The organism is Sphingomonas cremea, assembly GCF_021502585.1.
In the GTDB taxonomy this organism is placed as follows: Bacteria; Pseudomonadota; Alphaproteobacteria; order Sphingomonadales; family Sphingomonadaceae; genus Sphingomicrobium; species Sphingomicrobium cremea.
The window spans coordinates 721,256-746,409 of record NZ_JAKFGM010000001.1; the positions used below are offsets into that span (position 1 = coordinate 721,256).

Consider the following 25,154-nt stretch of genomic DNA (forward strand, 5'->3'; position numbering starts at 1 on the left):
CGGAAACGGTTCCCCGCTACTCGCGACTGTCAACGGAATACAAGCGACATCGCCGCTTCAATGCGACGATGCCGCCATGGACTGGAAAGCCTACAGCTTGACGACGTTCGAGCGGCGCTCCCGTTCCGCGAAACCGCCATAGAGCGAGGCCATCGGCTCGTCGCCGACGATAACCTTATCCTCGACGCCGAAGCCATTGAACCCGGTGCGCATGGCGCAGCCATAGGCGCCGAGCATCCCGACTTCGATATAGTCGCCGGCCTGGACGTCTGCCGGAAGCTCGAATGGGCCCGCCATATGGTCGAGGTCGTCGCAGGTCGGCCCGTAGAAGCTGAACGGCATTTCCCGGGCGTTCGACTCTTCCTCGCGGATCAGCTTGACCGGATAGCGCCAGCCGATGTGCGCCGCATCGAACAGGGCGCCGTAGGCGCCGTCGTTGATGTACAGCTCATCGCCGCGACGCTTTTCGACGCGGACAAGCACACTGGCATATTCTGCGCAAAGCGCCCGGCCCGGCTCGCACCACAGCTCCGCCGAATAGCTGATCGGCAACTCTTCGAAGGCGCGATAGATGACGTCGAAATAAGCCTCGAGCGCGGGCGGCTCCATACCCGGATACCAGCTGGGGAAGCCGCCGCCGACATCGACGATGTCGACCGTGACCGCAGCTTCGACGATCGCGTCACGCACGCGGCCCATCGCTTCGCCATATGCCGCGGGGCTCATCGCCTGGCTGCCGACATGGAAGCAAAGGCCGAGCGCGTCGGAAGCCTGGCGGGCGGCCATCAGCAGCGGCTTCACCTCATGGGGCTCGGCACCGAATTTGGACGCGAGGCTCAGCTTCGAATGATCGGAGGATACCCGCAGGCGGACGAGCAGGTTGAGGTCGGTCGCCCCCTTGGTGGCGCGCAGGATCTTCTCCAGCTCCTCCACCGTGTCGAGGCTGAAGGTCTTCACCCCATAAGTGAAATAGGCTTCCGCAATCGCTTCCTCGGCCTTGACCGGATGCATGAAGCACAGGGTTGCACCCGGCAGCGTTTCCGCGACAAGCCGCACTTCGCCGAGCGAAGCGACATCATAATGGGTGACGCCCGCGTCCCACAGGACCTTGAGCAGGTCCGGCGAGGGATTGGCCTTGACCGCATAGAGCGACTTGCCCGGAAACTTCTCTGCAAAGAAGCGGGCGGCACGCTTGGCGGCATGCGGACGGAGGAGCGTGACCGGTTGAACCGGGCGTTGCTCGACAATCGCGGCAACATCGCTGTTGCCGTTAGGGGCTTTCGCTAGCCCCAGCGCGCTATGATGCTTGTGCAACTCAAGGGACCTCCAACGGGTAGTTTCGACAAAAAGCTGCCTTGCGGTTGGAAGTCCCATGGGGCAGCGGAAGCGCGATATATGTGTGGGGGTCCCCCATGTAAAGATTTTTTGAACCTTCGAGTTTGCGTTAATCCCCGGCTTGCAACGTTTTGCCGAAATCCCAAGGAGTTGAACGGCTTGGAACATTGTCCACAAGTGACACATGATGATGTGCTGGCCGCTGCCGCACGCATTTCCGGCTCCGTCGAGCGTACGCCATTGGTCGAAGCGAAGATTCGCGGGTCGCGCGTCTGGCTCAAATGCGAATCCCTTCAAACCGGCGGTTCGTTCAAGCTCAGGGGCGCCACCAATCGGCTGATGCTTCTCAGCGAGGAGGAACGGGCCAGGGGAGTGGTCGCCTTTTCCTCGGGCAATCATGCCCAGGGCGTAGCGATTGCGGCCAAAAGGCTAGGGATTCCCGCAATTATCGTCATGCCGTCCGATGCCCCCAAACTGAAAATCGAAGGAACGCGGAGCCAGGGCGCTGAGATTATTTTCTTCGATCGCCGTACGGAAAGCCGGGAAAAAATCGCCGCTGGCATTGCCGCCGAGAAAGGATCGGTGGTCGTCCCGAGCTTCGACGATCCGCACATTGTCGCCGGGCAGGGAACGGCGGGCCTCGAAATTCTCGAACAGCTTGCAGAGGCCGGCGTTGCTGGTCCGGCGCAGATACTTGTCAATTGCGGCGGGGGCGGACTCAGCGCGGGTATTGCGCTGGCCTGCCCTGACTCCAGCATTGTGCCGGTCGAGCCAGAAGGGTGGGACGACATGCGCCGATCGCTGGAGCTGGGCGAGATCGTGCCGGTCGATGCCGACGCACCTCCGACGCTGTGCGACGCTCTCCAGACCCCCAAGGTCTCACCGATCACCTTCGGCATTCTGAAGGCACGCGGAGTGAAGGGAGTGGCTGTCAGCGAGGATGAAATTGCTGCTGCGGTGCGCTGGGCATGGCAGGAGCATGGCTTGGTGGTCGAGCCCGGCGGCGCAGCTTCGATTGCGGCGCTTTTAGCTGGAAAGGCGGAAATCGTGCCGGAAACGGTGGCGCTGGTGTCTGGCGGGAATATCGACCCCGCGCTTCATGCGCGGCTGGTCGATTAGCCGTTGGCGATGCGATATTCGCCCGGCTCGACATGGGCCGGAGAATTGCGCTCGACGGCTCGGGTCAGCTCCTCCAGCTCGGCAGCCAGGGTTTGAAGCTCTGCAGCCAGCGCCTTGGGATCGATTTCGGCGAGATTGGTCGAGGCGTCGAGAAGCGTATCGAGCATCATCGCGATGCAGGGCAGGATCGTCTCTTCGATCCGCTCGAACGCCTCTTCGAGGCGTGCCTGTTGCTGCTGGACATCACGCATGCCCGGAAGCATGGGGCAATGCAGTTAAGAAGCAGTGAAGGGCCTTAAAAGTGGGAAGCATTGCCTCAGCGGCGCTCGCAATCACGATGATTGCTGCAATGTTGCTGCTGATCTTCGGATTTCGGCTGGCGATGCGCCCTGACGACCGTCTGCGAGGCCTGCTGATGATCGCTTGCGGGATCATCTTCATCGGCAACGTGCTGATCTGGACGCTGTAGATCAGCGGATCGGGCAGCTGGGATCGAGCCGATAGTCGAGATAGCCGTCGACACTCTTCATCAAAAGGTCGAGCTCGTTGGCGAAGAAGTGGTTCGCACCCGGAATGGTGTCATGGGCGATGGTGATGTGCTTTTGAGTACGCAGCTTGTCGACCAGCTTCTGGACTGCGCCCGGGGTGACAACCTCATCCGCTTCGCCCTGGATGATGATGCCCGAAGCCGGGCAAGGGGCGAGAAAGCTGAAATCATACATGTTGGCTGGCGGCGCGATCGAGATGAAGCCGCGGATTTCGGGACGGCGCATCAAAAGCTGCATGCCGATCCAGGCGCCGAAGCTGACTCCGGCGACCCAAGTAACCTCGGCCTCCGGGTGAATCTGCTGAACCCAATCGAGCGCGCTTGCCGCGTCGCTGAGCTCGCCAATGCCATTGTCGAACGTCCCCTGGCTCTTGCCGACGCCACGGAAGTTAAAGCGCAGCGTGGCGAAGCCGCGGCGGACGAAATCCTTGTAGAGCAGCTGGACGATCTTGTTGTTCATCGTCCCGCCGGCCTGCGGGTGGCTGTGCAGGATCAACGCGACCGGAGCGCGCGGGCGCGGTCCCGGGTTGAATCGGCCTTCCAGACGGCCTTCGGGTCCGGGGAAAATCACTTCGGGCATGGGCGCTCGCTTGGTCGGAATAAGAAACTGAAATGCCGCGGAAGGGATGCACCGTGACGGCGGCTCCTATATAGGGCGGGCGCAAGCTCTGGCAACGGCAGGATTCCGACGCTTTTCCAATGACTGACAACAAGACCCGAATCTTTCTCGATCACGCCGCCACAACCAACCTGCTTCCGGAGGCGCGTGCCGCCCTGGAACGCGGCTATGACGCTTGGGCAAACCCAAGCTCGCCTCATGCCGAAGGGCGCAAGTCACGGGCTTTGCTCGAAGAAGCGCGCTCGACGCTGTGTGAGATGCTCGACTGGCGGCATGACGTCATTTTCACCAGCGGCGCAAGCGAGGCGGTGGAAATCGCGGCGGCGCGTGCCCGGATACCGGGGCGGGCACACGGCGCAACCGAACATGCCATCGTCCCGCACGCCATGGGGCCCAAGTCGAAAGTCATTCCGGTTGGGCCGGATGGGCTGATCGACGAGGCCGCGCTGGATGAGATCCTGGCTCAAGGGCCGGCGCTGATCGCAATCCAGCAGGTCAATAACGAAACCGGCATCCTCCAGCCGCTTGCGCGGATCGCGCCGCGAGTTCGCGCGGCGGGGTCGTTGCTGCTGGCCGATTGCGCGCAAAGTGCAAGCAAGTTTCCGCTGCCCGACGCGGATTTCATCGCCCTGTCGGCCCACAAATTGGGTGGGCCGCCGGGAGTTGGCGCCTTGCTGGTCAAGGATCTGGCCACGCTGGAGCCGGTTGGAGGGCAAGAGAAAGGTTATCGCCGCGGCACGCAGGATGCGCCCAGCGCAATGGCCTTCGCCGCTGCGCTGGCGACAAGGCCCTATGACATGGAGCGGCTTGCGACACTTCGTCATCGGCTGGACGACGGCGTGAAAGGTGCCGGCGGTGTCGTGATCGGCGAAAACAGCCCACGACTTCCGACCATCGGCGCCGTCTCGCTGCCCGGCGCGTCGAATGCCTCCCTGCTCGTTCAGTTCGACCTCGCTGGAATTGCAGTGTCGGCCGGAAGTGCCTGTTCGTCGGGCAAGATGAAGGAAAGCGCGGTGCTGGCCGCAATGGGTGTGACACCAGAAGTTGCAGGTGGCTTCCTGCGTATCAGCTTCGGCCCACGCACCACCGAAGCCGACATCGATGCCTTCCTGGCGGAGTGGGCGCGGATTGCTTCACGCCAGCGGGCGGCATGATTTACCTCGATTATCAAGCGACGACGCCCGTTGCGCCCGAAGTGGCGGCGGCGATGCGGCCGTGGATCGAGGAAAAATTCGCCAACCCCCACAGCCCGTCGAGGTGGGGCCGCGAGGCCGCGGCGGCGATCGAGGTGGCGCGGAGCCAAGTTGAACAGGAGCTAGGATTTTCCGGCGGCCGCTTTGCCTTCACCTGTGGCGCGACTGAATCGCTCAATTGGGCGCTCAAGGGCACGTTCCAGACTGCCAAACGCCGGAAGCTGGTCACCGTCGCGACCGAACATGCTGCCGTGCTTGACACCGCCGAATGGCTTGAAGGCCAGGGCGTCGAGGTAGTCCGCCTCCAGGTCGGCGCAGATGGGCTGATCGACCTCGACATGGCCGAAGCTGTCATCGACGATAAAACCGCCCTCGTCGCGGTGATGCTGGTCAACAACGAGATCGGCGTCATCCAGCCCATCGTCGAACTGATGCGGATGGCTCATGCCGTGGGTGCGCTGATGCTCTGCGATGCGGTTCAGGGCTTCGGGCGCCTCCAAATACCCGAAGGCCCGGACTTGGTCGCCGTTTCCGGGCACAAGATTCACGGTCCCAAGGGCGTAGGTGGCCTGTGGATCCGTGCCGGGACCGAGCCGGAGCCGTTGTTGCATGGCGGGGGGCAGGAACAGGGCCTGCGCTCGGGCACGCTTTCGCCTTCCCTCTGTGTCGGCATGGGCGAGGCCGCGCGCCTAGCCGCCCAACGGCGCGATGCTGATGGGATCCATGTTGCGAAACTGTTTGAATTAGCGCTGGCAACGCTCGGACAAGGTTGGATAATTAACGGAAGTAAGTCCCAGCGCTACCACGGCAACCTCAATCTTCGGCGCGATGGGCTGGATGGTGCACGGCTGATAAGTGACATGCGCAATATCGCCTTCTCGCTCGGTTCGGCCTGCGCCAGCGGTTCAGGACGGCCAAGTCACGTGCTGCGGGCGATCGGTCTGACCGAGCCGCAAGCCCGCTCGTCAATTCGACTTGGCTTCGGCCGCTACACCGGCGAGGAGGAGCTGGCCTCCGCCTGCCGTCGGATCGATGAGGCAGCCAAGGCGCAGCAGGCGCTTCCCGCGTGATCAAGGTGCGTTTTCTCAAGGCCGACGGAACGCTCGATCATGAAATCGACGCGCCTGCAGGCACCAATTTGCTCGATCTCGCGCAGCGGGAAGGGCAGCCGCTTGAGGGCGCTTGCGAAGGGCAGATGGCCTGTTCCACCTGCCATGTGATTGTTGCGAAAGAAGATTTCGACCGCCTTCCGCATGCGAGCGAGGAGGAGGACGACCTGCTCGACCTCGCCTGGCAGGTGCGGCGAACATCGCGCCTCGCGTGCCAAATCAACCTGACCGACGATCTCGGCACGTTGACGGTGCAGATGCCGGGCGGCGCCTACAACCTGGACCGATAAGTTCCCGCCGAAGGCCGCTATTCACCCTTGGGCAGCGGAAGGCCGATTCGGGTATCGACCACGTCCTTGCGGGGCTTGGCGTGCTTGCCCTTTGGCCGTGCCGGGAGCCGCGCTTCGAGTTCCGGCAACGCGATCCGGCCTTGGCCTTGATCGTCGAGCAACTTGAACCGGTATGATGCAGCTTGCCTGAACTCGGCCAACGTAATTACCCGGTTGAAGTCGGCGTCGGCGCTCGCAACGGGTTGCGGAATATTGAGGAGGCCATAACGGGCGGCGCCTTGCAGCCCGTCGGTGCGATATCCGTCATAGCGGTCCTCGCGCTTCCGCGGGTCGTCCCATGGAGGCTCCCATTCGGGTTTTGGGGCAGCTTCGCCGCGCGGTCGCTTCCATTGCGAATTCACCTGGACGTCGGGCGCGAGTTCATACTCATATTCCGCAATTTCCTGCGGATCGATCAGGCCGTCATGGTTGTCATCCAGTCTCGCGAAGAAGCGGTCTGCATCGGCCAGCATTTCTTCGGCTGTCAGGATGCCGTCCCCGTTTTGATCGGCCCGGCTAAACCAGCGTGCGATCGGGGCTTCGCCGGTGGTGGGTGGGCGGAACGGTTCGCCCATCGGGCTGATGAACGGCGCCCATGGATATGCTTTGACGACAATCGGCGGCTCCTCTGCCGCGGCGACGAGTATGAGGAACGGGACGATCAGCGCGGGAACGGGCATCAGCTGACCTCCGTCTTGGCCAAACATTAGTCAACCCGGCCGCGTGAACGGTCGATGAAGCACCCATGTGGGCTTGCGAGAAGCAATATCTTAACCCATATGCGCGCTCGGAAGTCGGCGGACGGCGCTGTCGCCAACCTGGTCAGGTCCGGAAGGAAGCAGCCACAACGATTTCGTGCCGGGTCGTCGGCTTCCACCTCCCCGAAATGCCGAGCGTAGGGAAACGATTGCAATGCAATCGTGAGCAGCGCGTAGTGCCATTGAGGGGCGGACGGCCTGCCGCGCAGCGGACAGGACCGACGGCGCGGATTTACTCCGTGCCGGCTTTGCACGTCCGGTCGAAGAAATGCCGGATCCCCGCTTTCGCGCGGATGACGATTGGTCCTACATCACGACATATGGACGACGAATCGCCCGGCCTCGGGCTGGACCTCCCTGAACAGCCGCAGAAGCCGGCCGATGCATCGCCTTACCGCGTGCTCGCCCGCAAATATCGCCCGCAGACCTTTGCCGAACTAATTGGCCAGGATGCGATGGTGAAGACGCTGGGCAACGCCATTGAGCGCGGCCGCATTGCCCACGCCTTCCTGCTGACGGGCGTGCGCGGGGTTGGAAAGACGTCGACCGCGCGTCTTGTCGCCAAGGCATTGAATTGCATCGGACCGGACGGGCAGGGTGGGCCAACGATCGATCCCTGTGGTGTGTGCGAGCCATGCCGGGCGATCGCCGAGGGCCGCCATATCGACGTGATCGAAATGGACGCTGCGTCGCACACCGGCGTCGACGACGTCCGTGAGATCATCGAGGCGGTGCGCTACGCCTCAGTCTCGGCGCGCTACAAAATCTACATCATCGACGAAGTCCACATGCTGTCGAAAAGTGCATTCAACGCGCTTCTGAAGACGCTTGAGGAGCCGCCGGCACATGTGAAATTCCTGTTCGCGACCACTGAAGTGAACAAGGTCCCGGTGACGGTCCTTTCGCGCTGCCAGCGGTTCGACCTGCGCCGTATTCCGGCTGAAAAGCTGTCCGAGCATTTCGCCAATGTCGCCCGGGCGGAAGGGGTCGAGGTCGAGGAAGAGGCGCTGCAGGCCATTGCCCGCGCGGCCGAAGGTTCTGCCCGTGACGGCCTGTCGATCCTCGACCAGGCGATTGCCCATGGCGAAGGGAAGGTCACCGCCGACCAGGTCCGCGACATGCTGGGCCAGGCGGATCGGGGCCGAATTCGCCGCCTGCTGGAAACATTGCTGACCGGCGATGTCGCGGCAACGCTGACTCAACTCGACGAAACCCATTCGCTCGGCATCGATCCAGGCTCGCTGTTCCGGGGCCTGATGGAATCGATGCATTCGGTAACCCGCGCCAAGGCTGGGGCTTCGGCCGATCCCCTCCAGTCGGCCGAGGAGCGGGAGCATTCGGCGGAGCTCGCTGCCCGGCTGAGCTGGGGCAATCTCCATCGGCTGTGGCAGCTGTTGCTCAAGGGCCTTGAGGACATACGGATCGCGCCCGACCCGCAAGAGGCGGCGACCATGGCACTGCTCCGGCTGATCCATGCCGCCGAAATGCCCGATCCGTCGGCCCTGGCGGCAATGTTGGCGGGAGGAGCGGCTGTCGCCGGCGCGCCTTCGGTCCCCGCGGCCAAGCCGGCGGCTGAACCAAAGGCCAGCCTGCCGCTCGACTTCGCTGCTCTGGTCGAGGCGGTCGAAAGCCAGGGCAAGCAACTGCTCGGAGTCCAACTTCGCGACCATGTCGGGCTGGTAAGCTTTGCCCCCGGTGAGATGGTGTTGAAGCCGCTGAAGCCGCTGGGCGCCGATTTTTCACGAGAGCTGGCCGCCGCGGCCAAGCAGGCGACTGGCCAAAACTGGCAAGTCCGGTTGACCGATGAAGGCGGCTCTCCGTCGCTCCAGCAGCAGGAAGCGATGGCGGAAGAGCGGATGCGCGCGGCGGTGTTAGAGGAACCCAATGTCCGCGCGCTGCTTGATGAATTTCCCGACGCAACTTTAGAATCCATCGAACGGAAAGAAGCCTGACATGCCCAGCCTCGACGAAATCATGAAAATGGCGGAAGCCGCGCAGGCTCAACTCGCCCAGGCCCAGGAAAATCTCGACAAGGTCGAGGTGGAAGGCCTGTCGGGCGGCGGCCTGGTCAAGATCAAGGCCACCGCCAAGGGCCGGATCCTTGGCGTTTCGATCGACGACAGCCTGCTCGTCCCGGGCGAAAAGACGATGCTGGAGGACCTGATTGCCGCCGCGATCAACGATGCTCGCGGCAAGGCCGATGCCGCTGCGGGCGAGCAGATGCAGGCGATGACTTCCGGCTTGCCGCTTCCGCCGGGATTCAAGCTGCCCTTCTAAGCTTCAAATCCGCGACGTTAATTTCCGCTTGTAACCCCACGGGAGTGCGGCGAAGCTGCACGCTTGGCTACGCGCGGGGGACGAGGCGTGCAGAAGCTTGGTGCAATGCAGGACTTTCCGCTGCGTGTGACGCGGCTGGTCGATCACGCCGAACGCGAACATGGCGATGGCGAGATTGTCTCGGCCTGGTCCGACGGCTCCGTTACGCGGACCAACTGGCGCAATATTGCGAACGACGCGCGCCGAATGGCCCAGGCGCTCGAAGCCTGGGGCATCAAACCCGGCGATCGGGTCGCGACGCTGGCAATGAACCACAGCCACCATTTGACGTCATGGTATGGCGCCATCGGCATGGGCGGGGTGCTGCACACCATCAACCCGCGGCTGTTCGAGGACCAGCTCGAATATATCGCCAACCATGCCGAAGACCGGGTGCTGATCTACGATCATGCGTTCGCTGCATTGGTCGAGCGGATGAAGCCCAAGTGGACGACGATCGAACATTATGTCTGCTTCGATCCGCCGGAGGGATGGAGTGGAGACGTTTCGTTCGTCGACTGGCTCGCGCCATATGACGGCGACTATGATTGGGTAGAAGGCGACGAGCGCGATCCGTGCGGACTTTGCTACACCAGCGGAACCACCGGTAATCCCAAGGGCGTGCTTTATGAGCATCGCTCGACCATGCTCCACACATTGGCCGAGGCGTCACCCGACATTTTCAACCTTTCGAAGCGTGCGGTCGTGCTGCCGATCGTCCCGATGTTTCATGCCAACGCCTGGGGCGTGCCATGGGCGGCGCCGATGGTCGGGTGCAAGCTGGTCCTTTCGGCCGATTATCGTCCCGACAAGATGTGCCGGCTATTCCGCGAGGAGCGAGTCACGCATTCTGCCGGGGTCCCAACCATCTGGCTGACGATGATCGAGCATATCCTGAGGACTGGCGATGAGCTTGGCGACCTCAAGCAGGTCACGATCGGGGGGTCGGCCGCGCCAAGGGCGATGATTCATTGGTTTCTCGAGCGTGGTATCGAGGTCGGCCACGCCTGGGGCATGACCGAAACGTCGCCGATCGGCACTTGCGGATCGCGCCCGCTCGGCTGGGACGAATATAGCCTGGACGAAAAGGTGGACCATATTGCGCTCCAGGGGCGTCCACCCTTCGGTGTCGAACTGCGCGCGGTGGACGATGACGGCAACGTCCTGCCGCGCGACGGCATTTCGTCGGGCCGGCTGCAGGCGCGTGGGCCTTGGGTGATCAAGCGCTATTTCAAGGAAGAAAAGGACGCGACCGAGGACGGCCAGTGGTTCGACACTGGCGATGTTGCCGCGATCCATCCCGATGGCACGGTGCAGATCACCGACCGGTCGAAAGACGTGATCAAGTCGGGCGGCGAGTGGATCAGTTCGATCGAGCTGGAAAATGCCGCGGTTGGATGCCCTGGTATTGCCGAGGCTGCGGCGATCGGCATTCCCCATCCCAAATGGGACGAGCGGCCGTTACTGGTCTGCGTCCGGGTATCTGGCAGCGATGTCTGTGCGGTTAAGGTTCGCGAGCATCTGACGGGCCATGTCGCCAAATGGTGGCTTCCTGACGCGGTCGAGTTCGTGGATGAACTTCCGCATACTGCAACAGGCAAGCTCAGCAAGAAGACGCTGCGCGAGCAATTCCGGGATTATCGGTTTGCCGATGCGCAGGAAATGGTCGGGCGGGACTAGCCCGGCGGCCGTCGGAGAACGCCAGCCTAGACGATTTGGCCAGCATCCCCTATCTGGCCGGCAAATCCCAACCCGTTTCGGAGTACCGCGACCCCATGGCCGCTCAATACAGCTTTGTGATGAAGGGTCTGACCAAGACCTTCCCCGGCGCGCCCAAGCCGGTCCTCAATGGAATCCACCTGCAATTCTATCCTGACGCCAAGATCGGCATTGTCGGCCCCAACGGGTCGGGCAAGTCGACCCTGATGAAGATCATGGCCGGCCGCGATACCGAGTTTCAGGGCGAGGCCTGGCCGGGCACCAACATTACCGTCGGCTATCTTGAGCAGGAGCCGCAGCTCGACGAATCCAAGACGGTCATGGAAAATGTCCGCGAAGGCGTGAAGCCGGTCGCCGACATGATGGATCGCTTCAACGAAATCAGCATGTTGATGGGCGATCCTCCTGCCGATTGTGATTTCGACGCGCTGATGGCCGAAATGGGCGAGCTGCAGGAAAAGATCGACGCGGTCGATGGCTGGACCCTCGACAACCAGCTCGAAATCGCGATGGACGCACTTCGCTGCCCGCCGGGCGATGCCAGTGTCACCAACCTGTCGGGGGGCGAGAAGCGCCGCGTGGCGCTCTGTCGCCTGCTGCTCGAAAAGCCGAACATCCTGCTGCTCGACGAATCCACCAACCACCTCGACGCCGAAAGCGTCCAGTGGCTGGAAAAGCATCTCGTCGACTATCCGGGCAACGTCATCCTCGTCACCCACGACCGCTACTTCCTCGACAATGTGGTCAACTGGATCCTCGAACTCGATCGCGGAAAATATTTTGTCTACGAAGGCAATTATTCGACCTACCTCGACAAGAAGGCCAAGCGGCTCGAGCAGGAAGAGCGAGAGGACGAGGGACGCCAGAAGGCGATCAAGGAAGAGCTGGAATGGATCCGGCAGTCGCCCAAGGCCCGCCAGGCCAAGTCCAAGGCCCGCATCAAGGCATTCGACCAGCTGGTCGAGGCGTCGGAGAAGCGCACCGTCGGCAAGGCGCAGATCGTCATCCAGTCACCAGAGCGGCTCGGCGGCAAGGTGATCGAGGCCAATGGCCTCAGCAAGGCCTATGGCGACAAGCTGCTGTTCGAGGACCTCTCGTTCAGCCTGCCACCCGGCGGCATTGTCGGGATTATCGGTCCCAACGGCGCCGGCAAGACGACCTTGTTCCGGCTGATCACCGGCCAGGAACAGCCCGACAGCGGCTCGATTGCGATCGGCGACACCGTCCACTTGGGCTATGTCGACCAGAGCCGCGACGCGCTCGATCCCAAGCATAATGTGTGGGAGGAAATCTCGGGCGGGCATGAGCTGATGACCGTCGGCAAGCAGGAAATGCAGACCCGTGCCTATGTCGGCGCATTCAACTTCAAGGGCACAGACCAGCAGAAGAAGGTCGGCCAGCTGTCGGGCGGCGAACGCAACCGCGTTCACCTCGCCAAGATGCTGAAGGAGGGCGGCAACGTCCTCCTGCTTGACGAGCCGACCAACGACTTGGACGTCGAGACGCTACGTGCGCTTGAGGACGCGCTGGAGAATTTCGCCGGCTGCGCCGTGGTCATCAGCCACGACCGCTTCTTCCTCGACCGTCTCGCGACCCACATCCTGGCGTTCGAAGGCGACAGCCATGTCGAATGGTTCGAAGGCAATTTCGAAGCCTATGAGGAAGACAAGCGCCGCCGGATGGGCCCGGAGGCGGATAGGCCGCATCGGATGACGTACAAGAAGCTGACGCGATAAGTGTCCGGCGGCTTAGGCCGCCCAGTCGCTGGTCACCAGTTCAGCGGTCATAGGATCGTCGACGACCAGAACCAGCCGGTTCGAATGATCGCTATATTGAGTCTCGATGTTCACACCGGCATCGGCAAGCGCTCGGGCAATGGCACCAAGCTGGCCAGGCACCTCCTGCTTGAGGCGCCTAATTAGGGCCGGGCGGATAGTCGCGGTGCCGAGACCCGCAATCTCGAGCGCATTGCGGGCGGCAGCGCCATCTTCGACCAGGAAGTGGGCGCGCCCAACGCCATCCACGGTAAACACGCCACCACCTTCGACGCTCACACCTGCCGCGCCCAGCGCTTCGCCGAAACTGGCGAGCGAGCCGGGCTCGTCAGTTAGATCGATGGCAACGTTGTACATAACCCCTCTGTTAGTGGATCAGCGGATGGCTCAGCAAGCCACATGCTGCCCCACCGCAGCCGACTTCCGGAGATGAAAGCAGAGAGCCTGAAAAGGCGCCGAGCTTCTGGGGAAACGATCGCGCGACGCCGCACTGGCAATGTAGGATATCGCCTGCCAGCATGGGCTGGGCTCTTTTTCATCGGTGAGATTATAAGTCGATTTGAAGTGTCATTCTTTTCGTCCCAGCGCCAAAATGGCGCCTCATCCCGAGACTTTTGTGAACTTAGTGAACTTAAGCGCCGCGCAATGATCCTCGTTACCGGACCCCTTTGGCTATGGAGCGGCAGCCAGGCCAGCTGGCATTTCGTCACCGTGCCGGAGGATCAGGCGGGCGAATTGCGCGCCCACAGCCTGATGAGCCGCGGCGGTTTCGGGTCGGTCAGGGTGGAAGTGACGATTGGCGAGGTTCGCTGGCAGACTTCGGTCTTTCCGCAAAAGTCTGGCGGATACATTCTGCCGGTCAAGGCAGCGGTGCGGCGCCAGGCAGGCATCGCCGCCGGCGATGACGTCACCGTTGAGCTGGAAATCCTGGGTTAGGGGACCGGTTCGCCGGCATCCTCGGTGACGACGAGCTTCCGGCCGCGCGACGCGTCGAGGCTCCACACTCCCGGGCCGGCGGCGGCGATTAGCAGGAAGATGAAGCAGAACAGAATCGCTCCTTCACCATGATTGAGCAGCGGGAACGTCGATTGCGGGGCATGGGTCACCCAATAGGCCACGGCCATCTCGCCCGACAGGATGAATGCCACCGGCCGCGACAGCAGCCCAATCAGCAGCAGCAGACCTCCGACGATCTCGATTACCCCCGCGATCCAGAACAGCGATCCAACCGGCACGTCGCCCATCGGGAAGGGAGGAAAGCCCAAAACCTTGGAGGTGCCATGCTGAAAGAACAGCAGCGCCGCGACGATGCGGAGCAAGCTCAGCGCCTGCGATGCGTAACGACCTTCACCCATAGATTGGGCCCTGCCTTGCCAAACGACGGCAGGGTGGTGCGTTCTTGCTCGCCCGATGTCAAACGGGATGGGAAGCACGCAGTGCGGCGGCGTTGTTCGCGTAGCCCGTGGCCATGGCACGAAGCACTTCCCCAGTGTGGCGGTCGCAAATCGCCGCAGCGAGGCGGCGGCAACGCTCCGCCTGCTCGGCCAACGCGTCGGCTTGCTCCTTGCTGACGTCGATGAGCACATTGACGGCGCCGGAGAGCTCGCCGTCGTCGTCAAACAAGGGGGTGGGGTAGGGTACGAAGGCCTTGCGGCTACCGTCAGGACGCATCGCGATCGCGAGCTCGCCGCGTATCTCGCGTTTTTCGCGGACTGCAATCGCCATCGGGCAGCGGTCGTGGGGCAGATGTTCGTCTGCTGGAGTATGGATCCGCCAGGTCACGCACCATCGATCGCGGCCCAGCTCAGGTTCGCGGCCGGCGAAGTCGACGCACGCCTTGTTCCAGTAGGTCACCATGCCCTCGGCATCAGTCACGTAAACCGGCACCGGCATGGCATCGAGCAAGGACTCAAAGCCACCGTCAGCGGTTTCCAGCGCCTGAAGCGCATAGTCCAGGTAATCTTGGGCGTTTGTCGAAGCGAGCATGGCTTTTGATGAGTTTCCGACTTGGCGTGCTCAACTATGCAAGGTTCGGTCGGTTCCACCCCTGCGACGAATGACTGGTACTGTGATGATGGGGCAACAGGGGTTTAACGTAGCCGCTTGACCATCATCCGTCCGTCGTCACCGACCTTGGTCCCGAAATTGGGAAGGGCCTTGATGAGGTCGGACAGGCGGTTGAACCCGTAGTTGCGAACCGCGAAACTGGATACGGCCTTTGCCCGCTGCCCCATTTCGCTCAAGGAAGCATAGCCATCCTCGTCGCGCTTCGACGCCTTGAACGCGGCGCCCAGCACCTGGAGCAATTCCGAATCGATCGTCCGCTGGCCCTCGGCCGCCGGTGGCGCCTCCAGCGCTTCGTCCTTGTTGGCAGCCAGCGCCGCCACGTCGAAGAAACGGGTGCAGGCTTGCTGGAAGCTGGTCGGCGTCTTGGCCGTGCCGAAGCCGTAGACCGGAAGCCCGTCCTCGCGAATTCGCTGTGCGAGCGGCAGGAAATCCGAGTCCGACGACATGATGCCGAAACCGTCGACATGGCCGCGGTAGAGAAGGTCCATCGCGTCGATCGTCATCCGCATGTCAGTCGAACTTTTGCCCTTCACGACGTCGAACTGCTGCATCGGCACGATCGAATGCATGCCGGTAAGCGCGCCCCAGCTCTTGAGGCTGGCCTTGGCCCAATTGCCATAGGCGCGGCGGATATTGATGGTTCCAAGCTCGCCAAGAACCAGCAGGACTTCGTCAAGATGTTCGGGCGACGCATTGTCGGCATCGATCAGCAAGGCAATGTTCAGCTCGGCTTCTGCGTAATCATTACGGTCAGTCATTGAGTCTTTCGCTCTGTTTATCTGCCGTTCATACCGCAACGGGGACGGAACGAAATCGGCGTCTACACGTCATAGCATTTACAGTGTGCGGGAAGTGTACAGGAGGACCGAAGTGATGAAACGTTTAGTGTTAGCGTCAGCCATAGCAAGCAGTGTCGCCCTTTCGGGATGCGCGACCGACCCCTATGGCTATAACAATAACCCGCAGGCTACGCGTGCAGTAACTGGCGCGGCGATCGGCGGCGCGAGCGGCGCGGTCGTTGGCGCGGTTGTTCCGGGTGTCAATCCGGTGACGGGCGCTGTCGTAGGCGCGGTCCTCGGCGGAGTCATTGGCGCGGTGGTCAAGGGCAAGCAATATTATCGCGATACCCGCGGCTATTGCTATTACGTCGATCAGTACGGCAATCCGATCTACGATTATAACGTTCGTTGTTAGTAGGTTAATTTAGATCGCTCAGACGGGGTGGAACTTGTCTTCCGCCTCGTCGAGCAGCCAAAGTTCGCCATCGCGAATGGAAAAATGGCACCCCAACAGTTTGAGGGTGCCATTTTTTTCGCGTTCGGCGACAAACGGAAAGCTCCGAAGGTTGGCGAGGCTCTGGCGAATCCCGATTTCTTCCAGGAGGCGGTGAGCATCTTCGCCTATGCCATGTTCCCGGGCAATCGCGTCGGCCGGCCCGCCTATCTGGGCCATCCAGGTTGCGACGAACCCCCCTTCGCCTTCCGGCGCGTCGTGGAATTGGCCGGTGAGCGCCGCAGAAATGCCGCCGCACCCTTCATGGCCCATCACTACTATCTCGGCTACATTCAACTGAGTCACGCCGAACTCCAACGCTGCCGAGACGCCATGACGTCCGCCGCCGGTTTCAAACGGCGGGACTAGGTTGGCGACGTTGCGCACCACGAATATCTCGCCGGGGTTAGTGTCGAAGATGGTCGCCGGATCGGCGCGGCTGTCGCTGCAGGCAATGACGATTGCACGCGGCGCTTGCCCCTCGGCAAGCTCTTGCCATCTTTCCCTGGCTGTATCGAATCGATTGGCGCGAAACCGCCGATAGCCCTCAAGCAGGTTGCCGAACCCTTGCATCAATGCTCCCTTTGCTTCACGCGCCGGTTAGTCGGGCAGAGCAGGGGTGGCAAGGCCGCTGCCTAATCGCTATCTGGCACCCCATGAACGCTCCGCTCCCAATACCCCCCAAGCAGCGCAAGCCGGATTGGATCCGGGTCAAGGCGCCTGTCAGCGAAGGTTATCATGAAACCCGGCGGCTGATGCGCGAGCTCAACCTGGCAACGGTGTGCGAGGAAGCGGCTTGCCCGAACATCGGCGAATGCTGGACCAAAAAGCATGCGACGGTGATGATCCTTGGCGACACCTGCACCAGGGCTTGCGCCTTCTGTAACGTCAAGACCGGGATGCCGCGCAAGGTCGATCCGCTGGAGCCGGAGCATGTCGCGATCGCTGCGGCCAAAATGGGGCTGGAGCACATCGTCGTGACCTCGGTCGACCGGGATGACCTGCCCGACGGCGGCGCGTCGCAGTTCGTAAAGGTAATCGAGGCGCTGCGCCGCGAGACGCCTGATACGACGATCGAGATTCTGACGCCCGACTTCCGCAACAAGCATGAGGCGGCAGTCGAGGCAATCGTGGCGGCGCGGCCCGATGTCTACAATCACAATCTTGAGACGGTCCCGAGGCTCTATCCGACCATCAGGCCAGGGGCACGTTACTATGCGTCGTTGCGCTTGCTCGAGCAGGTCAAGAAGCTTGATCCCTCGATCTTCACCAAGTCGGGCATCATGGTTGGGCTCGGCGAGCAGAGGCTGGAGGTTCATCAAGTGATGGACGATATGCGCTCGGCCGGGATCGATTTCCTGACCATGGGCCAATATCTCCAGCCGACGCCGAAGCACGCCAACGTCGAGGAATTCGTCACGCCCGACGCGTTCAAGGCTTATGCGTCGATCGCCCGGGCAAAGGGTTTCCTGCTGGTCGCGGCATCGCCTCTGACGCGTTCGAGTTACCACGCCGGCGACGACTTCAACAAAATGCGCGAAGCCCGCAATACGCAGCTGGCAAGGGCAGGGGGCGTTATCGCCTGATGCCGAGGCATAGCGAGACCAAGCACCTCCCATATACGCCCGATCAGCTGTTCGACCTTGTCGCGGACGTCGGCAGCTATGACGAATTTCTGCCCTGGGTAAGCGCGGTTCGAATCCGCTCAGATAATGATCGTGAAATGATCGCCGACCTGATCGTCGGGTTCAATGCGTTCAAGGAGCGCTTCACCAGCCGGGTAACCAAGGACCGCCCTAAAAGCATCTGCGTCGACTATATCGAGGGCCCGCTCAAATATTTGAAAAATGAATGGCGGTTCGACCCCGCGCCGCAGGGCGGCACCTATGTCCATTTCTCGGTCGATTTCGCATTCAAATCACGGCTTTTTGAAAGCTTGGCCGGGCAGATGTTCGATCGGGCGCTGCGGCGAATGACCGGCGCGTTCGAAAAGCGCGCAGACGCGCTTTACGGCATGAGTAAATCGAGCGCGCAAAGCGCCGCCTGACGGCGGATTCCCGACCTGCCTTCTTTCGCATCAAAAAGCTTTTGGTCGGCGACGATATCGTCGGAACCTGCTGCACGTTCGGCGCGGGCGAACACCACCGTGCCGACCGGCTTTTGATCGGTCCCACCATCAGGACCGGCAATGCCGGTGATGGCCACTGCCACATCGGCGCCGGATGCCTCGAGAGCGCCCTGGGCCATTGCCCATGCCGTCGCCACGCTCACTGCGCCAAATGTGTCGACGACATCGGGAAACACGTTGAGTTCGGCGATCTTGGCGGCATTGGAATAGGTCACATAGCCTGATTCGAACACCGCCGAGGAGCCTGGGATTTCGGTCAATGCCGCGCTTACCAACCCGCCGGTGCAGCTTTCCGCCACCGCAATACGGCGGCCCACGGCCCGGTTGGCCTCGATTACTTGGCGCGCCTTGTCGACGAGATCGTCAGGGAGGAGGTAAGTCATTCGAAAATCGTACTAAGCCTTGCAGATCGGAAAGCTGTCCTTCTGCCCTTTTTTGCCGTCTGCCAAGACCACGATCGTGCCGACGAGCACCGCGACATTCTCCGGCGGAAGCGGAGCCAGGCTTTCCACGATGCGGTCGGCGCCGGGACAATCTTCAACCTTGAAGTCTTTGATCAGTTCCGATCCGACCACGGAGCCGATCAAGGGTCGAAGATACTGGTCCGGCATCTTGCTGGTCATTTCTTCGTCTCCAGCGATCCGGCCGAAAGCAATTTTGGCCGCAGGCCAGCGCTGGTCGGCGAGCACCTTGTAGCGCGCGATCAACGCGTCGCCGCTGGCGACCAGATAGGCATTGGCAGGGAGATGGGCAGCGCATTTCCCGCGAAGCCCATCGATCATATCGGGCATCATCGCGGCGAAAACCGCCACCGCTTCGGCTTCGCTAACGCAATTTTCCGCAGGTGAGGCAATCGTTGCCGAGCCAAGCGACAATGCCAGCAAGGTCGCGGCCGAAGATCTGAGAATAGTCATGGCTCCCCCTTCATTTGCACGCAATCAACCTAGCAGAGGGGCAGGGCGCTACAAGCCGACGGGCGGCAGCCGGACCGATGCGACAGCCTGGGCGGCGATCCCTTCACCACGCCCCGTGAAGCCCAGTCTTTCGGTGGTCGTGGCCTTGATGCTGACGCAGGAAATCGGAAGCCCAAGAATTTCCGCCACCCGCGACCGCATGGCGTCACGATAGGGTCCGACCTTCGGCGCTTCGCATATCACGGTGCAGTCGACGAAATCGATCCGGCCGCCGGCGCGGCGGACCGCGTCGGCGGCATGGGCGAGGAAAATGCTGCTGCTGGCGCCCTTCCACCGGGGGTCGCTCGGCGGGAAATGCTCCCCAATATCGCCGAGCACGGCTGCCCCCAAAAGCGCATCGGTGATTGCGTGAAGGACCACATCGGCATCGCTGTGCCCGGCCAGGCCGCGCTCATGCGGTATCTCGACGCCGCCCATCATGATCGGGCCCTCGCCTGCGAAGGCGTGGACATCGAAGCCCATGCCGGTCCGGGATATGAGGCGCGTCGCCTGGTAGACCTCGGCACGGTCCCAATCAGAGGCCGTGGTCAATTTTTCGAGCAGGGGATCTCCTAAGACCACCGCGACCTCAAACCCTGCAGCGCGCGCGACGGTCGATTCGTCGGTGGCGCCAATATCTGTCCATTGCGCATATGCTTGTTCCAACGTGTCGAGCCGGAAGGCTTGCGGCGTCTGAACCCGCACCAGTCCCTGCCGATCCACCGCTTTTCCCAGCAAGCCGTCAGCTCGGGCAATCGTGTCGGCGATTGGGATTGCAGGAACCACTCCGTCAGCCGTCGGCAGCGCGTCGAGCAGTCGGTCGATGACGTCGTGCGGGCAAAAAGGGCGGGCGGCGTCGTGAACCAGGATGACGTCAGTCTCAATCGCTGCAAGGCCGGCGCGGACGCTGTCGGCGCGCTCCGCACTGCCGATAATGAGCTCGCCGACATCGCGGCTGCCGAGCGCATTCCGGGCCAGTTCCTCATGGCCATTGCCAATTACCACGCGCACGGAGTCGATCGCCGGATGTGACGCTAAAGCGTCGACCGCGCGGGCCAGGACCGCGGTGCCGGCAATCGGCCGATATTGTTTGGGGAGTCCGCCGCCCAGCCGGCTTCCCGATCCGGCGGCGACGATAAGCGCGGTGACCGTCATGAGCCGCGCCTTGCCCGCTTGGAGCCCTTCCTGTAAAGGCGCGCCTTCCCATGAGCCTGGTCAAGCCCATCTCCGTCGGTCCGGTGACCATCGACGCGCCTGTCATCCTCGCGCCCATGACGGGCGTGACCGACCTGCCGTTCCGTAAGATCGTCAAGCGTTACGGGGCGGGGCTTACGGTCAGCGAAATGATCGCCAGCCAGGCGATGATTCGCGAGACCCGCCAGTCGCTGCAAAAGGCTGCGTGGGATCCGAGCGAAGAGCCGGTGTCGCTCCAGCTCGCCGGGTGCGCGCCTGCGGAAATGGCTGAGGCTGCCAAGCTCAACGAGCAGCGCGGCGCCGCAATTATCGACATCAACATGGGCTGCCCGGTGAAAAAGGTCGTCAACGGCGACGCCGGATCGGCCCTGATGCGCGACCTGCCGCTGGCCGCGTCGATCATCGAGGCGACCGTGAAGGCAGTGAATGTGCCCGTTACGCTGAAGATGCGGATGGGGTGGGACCATGGATCACTCAATGCGCCCGAATTGGCACGCATTGCCGAGGACCTGGGCATCAGGAAAATCACCGTTCACGGCCGGACCCGATGCCAGATGTACAAGGGCAGCGCGGACTGGACGTTCGTGCGCAAGGTGAAGGAAGCGACCGCGCTACCGGTCATCGTCAACGGTGACATCTGCAGCCTGGAAAACGCCCGTACGGCGCTGGCCCAATCCGGCGCCGACGGAGTGATGATCGGTCGCGGCGCCTATGGAAAACCGTGGCTGCTCGGCCAGGTGATGAGCGACCTCGTCGGAGGGGGACATCGTCCCGATCCGTCGATGGACGAGCAACTCGACCTGATCCTTGAGCAATATGACGCCATGCAATCGCTCTACGGCACGCAGACGGGGGTCAACCTCGCCCGCAAGCATATCGGCTGGTACACCAAGGGACTTCCCGGCTCGGCCGAGTTTCGCAATCGGGTCAATTTCATCGACGATCCGAAGGTCGTGACCCAGATGTTGCGCGAATTTTATTCGCCCTGGCTGGCGCGATCTGCGGCCTGACCCACAAACTGTGTTTTTTATGCAACGGGACCATGCTAGGCCCGCGTTAGCATGGAAATGCAGTTCGCCGACTCTGACCTGATCGAAAAGCCCAGGGCCCGCTGGCTTGCTCGCGAGAAGGAGAGCGGCCGGATCTACGATTGGGCGACCATCGGTAGCGGGGTGTTGCTCGCCAGTACCTTGGCGCTCAGCTACACCATGCTCAGCCGCGAAGCCGAGCCGGGTTCCATGCTGTCGCCTCCTCAGATCGCGCTGCTGCTCATTGCCAATCTGGTTCCTGCAATTGCGCTGATGGTGCTGCTGTCGCGAAAGATAGCAAGGGCGCGGGCAGTCGCCCGGGCAATCGGCACGGGCCAGCTTCACACGCGCCTGGTCGCGCTCTTTTCGGTAATTGCCGCGGTTCCGACGGTGATCGTCGCCATTTTTGCGTCGCTGCTGCTCCAGTCGGGACTGGAATTCTGGTTTTCCGACAGGGCGCGGGGAATGCTCGAGAATACCGTGCAGCTTGCCCAGTCGACCTATACCAGCGAGGTCAATCGAGTCGGAGCCGAAGCGGTCACGATGGTCGCCGACTTCAGCAAATATCTTGGCGCCAAGCCGATGGATAACCCCCGTTTTGACGAATATCTCGCCTTCCAGACCTACCAGCGCGGCCTCAACGAAGCAGCGATCATAGCCATTTCCCAAACGGGCCAGGTCACCATCAGCCGCGGCGTCAACTATTACGACGGACTGATCGACCAGTCCCGGCTTGCCCAGGCCCTTGGCCAGCTGAGGGGGCAAACCCAAGCTGCGGAAGTGGTGACTCAGGGACGTATTGCCGTGATTACCCCGCTCACCGACGAGCCCGGTAAATATCTATTCGTTTCACGCCAGGTCAGTGACGATTTCCGACAGCAGATCGAGCGGGCGACCGGCGTGCTGTCGGATTACCGCGGGCTGCTTGAGCGCAGCCGTTCCAACCAGCTGAAATTCAACGGCGCCTTGCTGGCCGGAGCGTTGATCATCGTTGCCCTGGCGATCTTCACCGCGTTGAAGCTGGCGGACCGGCTGTTGCGACCAGTTGAAGAGTTGGTCGACGCCGCAGGACGGATCGAGGAAGGCGACCTCAGTGCCCGGGTGCCCATTATCGGGCCGGCAGACGATGAGATTGCGACGCTTGGCACGGCATTCAACCGAATGACCGGACGGCTTCAGGAACAGACCGGGGCGTTGATGGCCGCCAACCAGCAACTCGATACCCGCCGTGCTTTCATTGAGGCAGTGCTATCCAGCGTTACGGCGGGAGTGATCGCCCTAGATGGCAAGGGCCGCGTTCTGCTCACCAATCGCTCGGCGGAAACATTGCTCCGCCACGGCGATGAGAACATCGAAGGGCGGGAGTTGGCCGAGGTTTCCACCGAACTGGCGGAATTCCTTAGCGGCGAGACGCGCGACGCTGACGTGTTGGTCCATTCGGCCGAGGGGCAACGAACGCTGGCGGTAAAGCGCATGCGCTATGCCGATGGGTCGGTTCTGACGTTCGACGACATCACCGACCAGTTGAGCGACCAGCGCCGCGCCGCGTGGTCCGACATCGCCCGTCGTATTGCTCATGAGATCAAAAACCCCCTTACTCCGATTCAACTCGCTGCCGAGCGATTGCAGCGGCGATATGGTGAGGAGGTAGCCTCCGATCCGGAAACCTTCACGCGATTAACGGACACCATCATTCGCCAGGTTGCCGACCTCAGGCGCATGGTAGACGAATTCTCCAACTTCGCGCGGATGCCCAAGCCGGTGTTCCGGGAAGAAAATGTGCATGAGATCGCGCGAGCGGCGCTTTTCCTGCACGAAGTCGCCCATCCGGGAATTTCGTTCAGCCTCGATCCCCCATCAGGTGACATTCGCCTGGTTTGCGATCGCCGCCAACTTAGCCAGGCGCTGACCAACATTGTCAAAAATGCAGTGGAAGCGATTGAATTGCGCAGAAATCGCGGCGAACCTAATCCTGACGGCGACCGTATCGACCTATCCGTCCGGCGCGAGGCCGACCAGCTTGTATTCGACCTAACCGACACCGGCGTCGGCCTGCCACAGGATCGCGAGCGTCTGATGGAGCCGTATATGACAACGCGGATCCGCGGCACTGGCCTCGGACTCGCGATCGTCAAGAAGATCGTCGAGGAACATCTTGGGGAGATCGCATTTCTCGACAGGCCAGGGGGTGGAACCCGCGTTCGTATCGCATTCGACGCCGACCGGCTGGAAGCGCTTGCGACCGAGGAACCGCAAACATCGTTGGCAGGCCGTGGTGAAGATGACGAATATGATGAGGAGGAACCCAGCTGATGGCGCTTGAAGTGCTGGTCGTCGACGATGAAGCCGACATCCGCGAGCTCGTATCCGGGGTATTGGAGGATGAGGGTTATGCGGTGCGCTCGGCTGCCGACAGCAGCGCGGCACTCGATGCAATCGACGATCGCCGGCCCAGCCTGGTGCTGCTCGATGTCTGGTTGCAGGGGTCGAAGATGGACGGCCTGCAACTGCTCGAGCAAATCAAGAAGCGCGACCCGACGTTGCCGATCCTGATGATTTCGGGGCACGGCAACCTCGACACCGCAGTGGCGGCGATCCGTGAAGGCGCAGTCGATTTCATCGAAAAGCCGTTCAAGGCGGATCGACTGCTGCACCTAGTGGGGCGCGCGACCGAAACCGATCGGCTGCGACGCGAGAATGCTACGCTCCGTCAGCAGGTGGGTCCTGACGACCAACTCGATGGTACTTCGGTGGCAATCAATACGGTGCGGGCAACGCTGAAACGAGTGGCGCCGACAGGTAGCAGGGTGATGATCAACGGCCCGGCTGGGGTCGGCAAGGAAATCGCTGCCCGCATGATCCATAATTGGAGTCCGCGTGCCAGTGCGCCGTTCATCGTCCTGTCGGCAGCGATGATGAGTCCCGAGCGGGTGGAGGAGGAATTATTCGGTAGCGAGCAGGGCGGGGTGTCGCGCCCAGGATTGCTCGAGCAAGCGCATGGCGGAACCATCTTCCTCGATGAAATCGCCGACATGCCGCTTACCACCCAAGCCAAGATTTTGCGGGTGCTTACCGACCAAAGCTATACGCGGGTCGGCGGCCAGCGGCCGGTCAAGGTGGACGTTCGGGTACTTTCGGCGACTTCTCGCAACCTGGCGGACGAGATAGCGGCGGGTCGATTCCGCGAAGATCTCTACTATCGCCTCAACGTGGTCCCCGTGAGGATTCCGCCCTTGCGGGAACGCCGCGAGGACATTCCCGAGCTGGTCAACCATTTCCTTGCCCGCTTCGCGGCCGAGAAGCGGATCCAGACACCGGAGCTGTCCAAGGAAGCAATGGCTGCTCTCCAGGCACACGACTGGCCTGGCAATGTCCGGCAGCTGCGCAACATCATCGAGCGGACGCTGATCCTGACCCCGGGCGACCGGGTAGGATGCATTGAGGTCGACTTGTTGCCGCCAGAGATTATCGACTCCCAGGGATCTGCCGGCCTGGGCGGGGCATCGATGGCCATCATGGGATCACCGCTGCGCGAAGCCAGGGAAAGCTTCGAGCGCGAATATCTCAAGATCCAGATCCGCAGATTTTCGGGGAATATCTCGCGAACTGCCTCGTTTATCGGGATGGAACGCTCGGCGCTGCACCGGAAGCTCAAGGCCCTCGGACTTGGCGACAAGCGCGATGAGGATTAAT

Annotated in this window: 28 protein-coding genes and 1 other RNA gene; 17 read left to right on the forward strand and 12 right to left on the reverse strand. The window is 62.0% G+C overall.

Annotated elements, in window-relative coordinates; translation table 11 throughout:
- Positions 1-90: 90 nt before the first annotated feature.
- Positions 91-1,314 carry a type III PLP-dependent enzyme gene (locus LVY65_RS03730; RefSeq protein ID WP_235066660.1) on the reverse strand — a complete coding sequence of 408 codons (1,224 nt, stop codon included), beginning with the start codon at positions 1,312-1,314 and terminating at the stop codon, positions 91-93.
- Between the two features lie 198 nt (positions 1,315-1,512).
- Here LVY65_RS03730 and LVY65_RS03735 point away from each other — a divergent pair, with 198 nt between their 5' ends.
- The gene (locus tag LVY65_RS03735; protein ID WP_235066661.1) at positions 1,513-2,454 is read left to right on the forward strand and encodes a threonine ammonia-lyase; all 942 of its coding nucleotides are present in this window, start codon (positions 1,513-1,515) and stop codon (positions 2,452-2,454) included.
- On the opposite strand, the gene LVY65_RS03740 is transcribed toward LVY65_RS03735, so the two are convergent.
- A complete protein-coding gene (locus LVY65_RS03740) occupies positions 2,451-2,705 on the reverse strand; it encodes a hypothetical protein (protein WP_235066662.1) in 255 nt (84 codons plus the stop codon). The genes LVY65_RS03735 and LVY65_RS03740 overlap by 4 nt on opposite strands.
- A 50-nt stretch (positions 2,706-2,755) precedes the next feature.
- On the opposite strand from LVY65_RS03740, the gene LVY65_RS03745 reads away from it, so the two are divergent.
- Complete coding sequence (locus LVY65_RS03745; RefSeq protein WP_235066663.1) at positions 2,756-2,923, forward strand: hypothetical protein; 168 nt, start codon at positions 2,756-2,758, stop codon at positions 2,921-2,923.
- A gap of 1 nt (position 2,924) precedes the next feature.
- Here LVY65_RS03745 and LVY65_RS03750 read toward each other — a convergent pair whose 3' ends face one another.
- Positions 2,925-3,581 (reverse strand): alpha/beta hydrolase, encoded by a 657-nt coding sequence (locus LVY65_RS03750; RefSeq protein ID WP_235066664.1) that lies wholly within the window; start codon positions 3,579-3,581, stop codon positions 2,925-2,927.
- Positions 3,582-3,700: 119 nt separating this feature from the next.
- Here LVY65_RS03750 and LVY65_RS03755 point away from each other — a divergent pair, with 119 nt between their 5' ends.
- Genes LVY65_RS03755 through LVY65_RS03765 form a run of 3 tightly spaced genes read left to right on the forward strand, consistent with a single transcriptional unit; the run spans position 3,701 to position 6,212 of the window.
- Positions 3,701-4,774 (forward strand): cysteine desulfurase family protein, encoded by a 1,074-nt coding sequence (locus tag LVY65_RS03755; protein WP_235066665.1) that lies wholly within the window; start codon positions 3,701-3,703, stop codon positions 4,772-4,774.
- On the forward strand, positions 4,771-5,883 hold the full coding sequence (locus LVY65_RS03760; protein WP_235066666.1) for a cysteine desulfurase family protein: 1,113 nt from the start codon (positions 4,771-4,773) through the stop codon (positions 5,881-5,883). Before LVY65_RS03755 ends, LVY65_RS03760 begins: the two co-directional genes overlap by 4 nt.
- Complete coding sequence (locus tag LVY65_RS03765) at positions 5,880-6,212, forward strand: 2Fe-2S iron-sulfur cluster-binding protein (protein ID WP_235066667.1); 333 nt, start codon at positions 5,880-5,882, stop codon at positions 6,210-6,212. Before LVY65_RS03760 ends, LVY65_RS03765 begins: the two co-directional genes overlap by 4 nt.
- A gap of 17 nt (positions 6,213-6,229) precedes the next feature.
- On the opposite strand, the gene LVY65_RS03770 is transcribed toward LVY65_RS03765, so the two are convergent.
- On the reverse strand, positions 6,230-6,931 hold the full coding sequence (locus tag LVY65_RS03770) for an EF-hand domain-containing protein (RefSeq protein ID WP_235066668.1): 702 nt from the start codon (positions 6,929-6,931) through the stop codon (positions 6,230-6,232).
- Between the two features lie 106 nt (positions 6,932-7,037).
- Here LVY65_RS03770 and ffs point away from each other — a divergent pair.
- The 5 genes from ffs (at position 7,038) to ettA (ending at position 12,780) form a co-directional block, all read left to right on the forward strand.
- An RNA gene (gene ffs, locus LVY65_RS03775) (signal recognition particle sRNA small type) lies at positions 7,038-7,132 on the forward strand.
- 197 nt (positions 7,133-7,329) lie between these two features.
- Positions 7,330-8,961: a DNA polymerase III subunit gamma/tau gene (locus LVY65_RS03780; RefSeq protein WP_235066669.1), complete on the forward strand. Its 1,632-nt coding sequence runs from the start codon at positions 7,330-7,332 to the stop codon at positions 8,959-8,961.
- 1 nt (position 8,962) lies between these two features.
- Complete coding sequence (locus LVY65_RS03785) at positions 8,963-9,286, forward strand: YbaB/EbfC family nucleoid-associated protein (protein WP_235066670.1); 324 nt, start codon at positions 8,963-8,965, stop codon at positions 9,284-9,286.
- A gap of 105 nt (positions 9,287-9,391) precedes the next feature.
- Positions 9,392-11,005 (forward strand): long-chain fatty acid--CoA ligase, encoded by a 1,614-nt coding sequence (locus LVY65_RS03790; RefSeq protein WP_235067160.1) that lies wholly within the window; start codon positions 9,392-9,394, stop codon positions 11,003-11,005.
- A 95-nt stretch (positions 11,006-11,100) separates the two neighbouring features.
- Complete coding sequence (ettA, locus tag LVY65_RS03795; protein ID WP_235066671.1) at positions 11,101-12,780, forward strand: energy-dependent translational throttle protein EttA; 1,680 nt, start codon at positions 11,101-11,103, stop codon at positions 12,778-12,780.
- 12 nt (positions 12,781-12,792) lie between these two features.
- Here ettA and LVY65_RS03800 read toward each other — a convergent pair whose 3' ends face one another.
- Entirely contained in the window at positions 12,793-13,176 is a 384-nt protein-coding gene (locus tag LVY65_RS03800) for an amino acid-binding protein (RefSeq protein WP_235066672.1), read from the reverse strand.
- 288 nt (positions 13,177-13,464) lie between these two features.
- On the opposite strand from LVY65_RS03800, the gene LVY65_RS03805 reads away from it, so the two are divergent.
- On the forward strand, positions 13,465-13,755 hold the full coding sequence (locus tag LVY65_RS03805; RefSeq protein ID WP_235066673.1) for a DUF1905 domain-containing protein: 291 nt from the start codon (positions 13,465-13,467) through the stop codon (positions 13,753-13,755).
- Here LVY65_RS03805 and LVY65_RS03810 read toward each other — a convergent pair.
- The 3 genes from LVY65_RS03810 to LVY65_RS03820 form a co-directional block, all read right to left on the reverse strand.
- The gene (locus LVY65_RS03810) at positions 13,752-14,174 is read right to left on the reverse strand and encodes a DoxX family protein (protein WP_235066674.1); all 423 of its coding nucleotides are present in this window, start codon (positions 14,172-14,174) and stop codon (positions 13,752-13,754) included. The genes LVY65_RS03805 and LVY65_RS03810 overlap by 4 nt on opposite strands.
- A 58-nt stretch (positions 14,175-14,232) precedes the next feature.
- Entirely contained in the window at positions 14,233-14,805 is a 573-nt protein-coding gene (locus LVY65_RS03815; RefSeq protein WP_235066675.1) for a PAS domain-containing protein, read from the reverse strand.
- Between the two features lie 104 nt (positions 14,806-14,909).
- The gene (locus LVY65_RS03820) at positions 14,910-15,644 is read right to left on the reverse strand and encodes an NYN domain-containing protein (protein WP_235066676.1); all 735 of its coding nucleotides are present in this window, start codon (positions 15,642-15,644) and stop codon (positions 14,910-14,912) included.
- A 115-nt stretch (positions 15,645-15,759) separates the two neighbouring features.
- Between LVY65_RS03820 and LVY65_RS03825 the strand changes: the two genes are divergently transcribed.
- On the forward strand, positions 15,760-16,080 hold the full coding sequence (locus tag LVY65_RS03825; protein ID WP_235066677.1) for a YMGG-like glycine zipper-containing protein: 321 nt from the start codon (positions 15,760-15,762) through the stop codon (positions 16,078-16,080).
- A gap of 18 nt (positions 16,081-16,098) precedes the next feature.
- On the opposite strand, the gene LVY65_RS03830 is transcribed toward LVY65_RS03825, so the two are convergent.
- Positions 16,099-16,731 (reverse strand): carbonic anhydrase, encoded by a 633-nt coding sequence (locus tag LVY65_RS03830; protein WP_235066678.1) that lies wholly within the window; start codon positions 16,729-16,731, stop codon positions 16,099-16,101.
- An 83-nt stretch (positions 16,732-16,814) separates the two neighbouring features.
- Here LVY65_RS03830 and lipA point away from each other — a divergent pair, with 83 nt between their 5' ends.
- Together lipA and LVY65_RS03840 are read left to right on the forward strand one after the other, a co-directional pair.
- A complete protein-coding gene (gene lipA, locus LVY65_RS03835; RefSeq protein WP_235066679.1) occupies positions 16,815-17,744 on the forward strand; it encodes a lipoyl synthase in 930 nt (309 codons plus the stop codon).
- Positions 17,744-18,205 carry a type II toxin-antitoxin system RatA family toxin gene (locus tag LVY65_RS03840; protein ID WP_235066680.1) on the forward strand — a complete coding sequence of 154 codons (462 nt, stop codon included), beginning with the start codon at positions 17,744-17,746 and terminating at the stop codon, positions 18,203-18,205. The genes lipA and LVY65_RS03840 overlap by 1 nt, the downstream gene beginning before the upstream one ends.
- Here the strand turns inward: LVY65_RS03840 and LVY65_RS03845 are convergent.
- Genes LVY65_RS03845 through LVY65_RS03855 form a run of 3 tightly spaced genes read right to left on the reverse strand, consistent with a single transcriptional unit; the run spans position 18,166 to position 20,394 of the window.
- Positions 18,166-18,669, reverse strand: coding sequence for a CinA family protein (locus LVY65_RS03845; RefSeq protein ID WP_235066681.1), 504 nt, complete (start codon positions 18,667-18,669; stop codon positions 18,166-18,168). The two genes, LVY65_RS03840 and LVY65_RS03845, sit on opposite strands and share 40 nt — an antisense overlap.
- A gap of 12 nt (positions 18,670-18,681) precedes the next feature.
- Positions 18,682-19,200 (reverse strand): hypothetical protein, encoded by a 519-nt coding sequence (locus LVY65_RS03850; protein WP_235066682.1) that lies wholly within the window; start codon positions 19,198-19,200, stop codon positions 18,682-18,684.
- A 48-nt stretch (positions 19,201-19,248) separates the two neighbouring features.
- Positions 19,249-20,394, reverse strand: coding sequence for a bifunctional 2-C-methyl-D-erythritol 4-phosphate cytidylyltransferase/2-C-methyl-D-erythritol 2,4-cyclodiphosphate synthase (locus LVY65_RS03855; protein WP_235066683.1), 1,146 nt, complete (start codon positions 20,392-20,394; stop codon positions 19,249-19,251).
- Between the two features lie 50 nt (positions 20,395-20,444).
- On the opposite strand from LVY65_RS03855, the gene dusB reads away from it, so the two are divergent.
- The 3 genes from dusB to ntrX are packed head-to-tail and all read left to right on the forward strand — an operon-like array spanning position 20,445 to position 25,153.
- Positions 20,445-21,443, forward strand: coding sequence for a tRNA dihydrouridine synthase DusB (gene dusB / locus LVY65_RS03860; RefSeq protein ID WP_235066684.1), 999 nt, complete (start codon positions 20,445-20,447; stop codon positions 21,441-21,443).
- A gap of 57 nt (positions 21,444-21,500) precedes the next feature.
- Positions 21,501-23,774: a sensor histidine kinase NtrY-like gene (locus LVY65_RS03865; RefSeq protein WP_235066685.1), complete on the forward strand. Its 2,274-nt coding sequence runs from the start codon at positions 21,501-21,503 to the stop codon at positions 23,772-23,774.
- Positions 23,774-25,153 carry a nitrogen assimilation response regulator NtrX gene (gene ntrX / locus LVY65_RS03870; RefSeq protein WP_235066686.1) on the forward strand — a complete coding sequence of 460 codons (1,380 nt, stop codon included), beginning with the start codon at positions 23,774-23,776 and terminating at the stop codon, positions 25,151-25,153. Before LVY65_RS03865 ends, ntrX begins: the two co-directional genes overlap by 1 nt.
- The last annotated feature ends 1 nt before the right edge of the window (position 25,154 follow it).

What these genes read in the sequence shown, in the direction of transcription:
- LVY65_RS03825 (WP_235066677.1), top strand. Translation starts at nt 15,760, where the DNA reads ATGAAACGTTTAGTGTTAGCGTCAGCCATAGCAAGCAGTGTCGCCCTT.
- LVY65_RS03865 (WP_235066685.1), top strand. Translation starts at nt 21,501, where the DNA reads ATGCAGTTCGCCGACTCTGACCTGATCGAAAAGCCCAGGGCCCGCTGG.
- LVY65_RS03855 (WP_235066683.1), bottom strand. Translation starts at nt 20,394, where the DNA reads ATGACGGTCACCGCGCTTATCGTCGCCGCCGGATCGGGAAGCCGGCTG.
- LVY65_RS03780 (WP_235066669.1), top strand. Translation starts at nt 7,330, where the DNA reads ATGGACGACGAATCGCCCGGCCTCGGGCTGGACCTCCCTGAACAGCCG.
- dusB (WP_235066684.1), top strand. Translation starts at nt 20,445, where the DNA reads ATGAGCCTGGTCAAGCCCATCTCCGTCGGTCCGGTGACCATCGACGCG.
- LVY65_RS03830 (WP_235066678.1), bottom strand. Translation starts at nt 16,731, where the DNA reads ATGCAAGGGTTCGGCAACCTGCTTGAGGGCTATCGGCGGTTTCGCGCC.
- LVY65_RS03820 (WP_235066676.1), bottom strand. Translation starts at nt 15,644, where the DNA reads ATGACTGACCGTAATGATTACGCAGAAGCCGAGCTGAACATTGCCTTG.
- LVY65_RS03805 (WP_235066673.1), top strand. Translation starts at nt 13,465, where the DNA reads ATGATCCTCGTTACCGGACCCCTTTGGCTATGGAGCGGCAGCCAGGCC.
- LVY65_RS03850 (WP_235066682.1), bottom strand. Translation starts at nt 19,200, where the DNA reads ATGACTATTCTCAGATCTTCGGCCGCGACCTTGCTGGCATTGTCGCTT.
- ettA (WP_235066671.1), top strand. Translation starts at nt 11,101, where the DNA reads ATGGCCGCTCAATACAGCTTTGTGATGAAGGGTCTGACCAAGACCTTC.
- LVY65_RS03770 (WP_235066668.1), bottom strand. Translation starts at nt 6,931, where the DNA reads ATGCCCGTTCCCGCGCTGATCGTCCCGTTCCTCATACTCGTCGCCGCG.
- LVY65_RS03790 (WP_235067160.1), top strand. Translation starts at nt 9,392, where the DNA reads ATGCAGGACTTTCCGCTGCGTGTGACGCGGCTGGTCGATCACGCCGAA.
- LVY65_RS03815 (WP_235066675.1), bottom strand. Translation starts at nt 14,805, where the DNA reads ATGCTCGCTTCGACAAACGCCCAAGATTACCTGGACTATGCGCTTCAG.
- LVY65_RS03845 (WP_235066681.1), bottom strand. Translation starts at nt 18,669, where the DNA reads ATGACTTACCTCCTCCCTGACGATCTCGTCGACAAGGCGCGCCAAGTA.
- lipA (WP_235066679.1), top strand. Translation starts at nt 16,815, where the DNA reads ATGAACGCTCCGCTCCCAATACCCCCCAAGCAGCGCAAGCCGGATTGG.
- LVY65_RS03755 (WP_235066665.1), top strand. Translation starts at nt 3,701, where the DNA reads ATGACTGACAACAAGACCCGAATCTTTCTCGATCACGCCGCCACAACC.
- ntrX (WP_235066686.1), top strand. Translation starts at nt 23,774, where the DNA reads ATGGCGCTTGAAGTGCTGGTCGTCGACGATGAAGCCGACATCCGCGAG.
- LVY65_RS03785 (WP_235066670.1), top strand. Translation starts at nt 8,963, where the DNA reads ATGCCCAGCCTCGACGAAATCATGAAAATGGCGGAAGCCGCGCAGGCT.
- LVY65_RS03800 (WP_235066672.1), bottom strand. Translation starts at nt 13,176, where the DNA reads ATGTACAACGTTGCCATCGATCTAACTGACGAGCCCGGCTCGCTCGCC.
- LVY65_RS03740 (WP_235066662.1), bottom strand. Translation starts at nt 2,705, where the DNA reads ATGCGTGATGTCCAGCAGCAACAGGCACGCCTCGAAGAGGCGTTCGAG.
- LVY65_RS03840 (WP_235066680.1), top strand. Translation starts at nt 17,744, where the DNA reads ATGCCGAGGCATAGCGAGACCAAGCACCTCCCATATACGCCCGATCAG.
- LVY65_RS03810 (WP_235066674.1), bottom strand. Translation starts at nt 14,174, where the DNA reads ATGGGTGAAGGTCGTTACGCATCGCAGGCGCTGAGCTTGCTCCGCATC.
- LVY65_RS03760 (WP_235066666.1), top strand. Translation starts at nt 4,771, where the DNA reads ATGATTTACCTCGATTATCAAGCGACGACGCCCGTTGCGCCCGAAGTG.
- LVY65_RS03750 (WP_235066664.1), bottom strand. Translation starts at nt 3,581, where the DNA reads ATGCCCGAAGTGATTTTCCCCGGACCCGAAGGCCGTCTGGAAGGCCGA.